The sequence below is a fragment of the Megasphaera sp. AF13-6AC genome, from assembly GCF_027685385.1.
Taxonomy (GTDB): domain Bacteria; phylum Bacillota; class Negativicutes; order Veillonellales; family Megasphaeraceae; genus Megasphaera; species Megasphaera micronuciformis.
Genome location: NZ_JAQCUN010000297.1, coordinates 1 through 707, shown reverse-complemented (window position 1 = coordinate 707; position 707 = coordinate 1). Strand labels below are relative to the sequence as shown.

Annotated in this window: 2 protein-coding genes; both read left to right on the top strand. The window is 43.3% G+C overall.

Annotated elements, in window-relative coordinates; genetic code table 11:
* Positions 1-219 (top strand): sigma factor-like helix-turn-helix DNA-binding protein (locus PGX78_RS08970; RefSeq protein WP_270446621.1); only part of this gene is annotated, 219 nt, incomplete at its 5' end.
* A 51-nt stretch (positions 220-270) separates the two neighbouring features.
* The gene (gene secG, locus PGX78_RS08965) at positions 271-507 is read left to right on the top strand and encodes a preprotein translocase subunit SecG (protein ID WP_040773840.1); all 237 of its coding nucleotides are present in this window, start codon (positions 271-273) and stop codon (positions 505-507) included.
* Positions 508-707 lie beyond the last annotated feature (200 nt).

Below are 707 nucleotides of genomic sequence, written 5' to 3'. Positions count from 1 at the left end.
GAAGAAGCGTACAAAGACATGGAACTGCGTATGAACGAGGTACTCAGCGATTTGGAATGGCAAGTTCTGTTGGCCTATTTGGAAGGAAAATCGTACAATGAAACGGCTGAGAGCCTCAATCGTCCCGTAAAGTCCGTCGATAACGCCTTACAGCGCATTAAGCATAAGCTGGAGGAATATGTGCATGCTCGTGACGGTAGAAATTCTATTGATAGATAGTCGAAAAGAGTGTACAATAGTTGCGTTAGCATGAGTATAAGGAGGAGTACGGTGATTAACTTTTTGGAAGTTCTCGTAACTATAGTATCGTTAATTTTAATCGGTGTTGTCGTAGCACAAAAGAGCAAGACTCAGGGAATGGGTGCAGGCTTCGGCGGCGGTGCGGAAGATTTGTTCGGCAGTCGGGCACGTGGTATGGATGCCTTGCTTTCGAAAATGACCATTTTCTTTTCCGTCATTTTCGCCATCTTGACCCTTGTCTTGGGACGATTGATGCATACATTTTAAACAACGGAACCTGCGGTACTTACCGCAGGTTTTTTGTTGCCCGAAACAGCAGACGTATATGAGATATGATATAATATTTTTATATGTATATCAGTAGATTGCGGAAGTAAAAGGAGAGACACGCTTCGTGGTTTTTCAAGGCAAACAGCGGCATATGACGGAGAAGGTCGCAGAAATAACAGGAATATATAAGGGATATA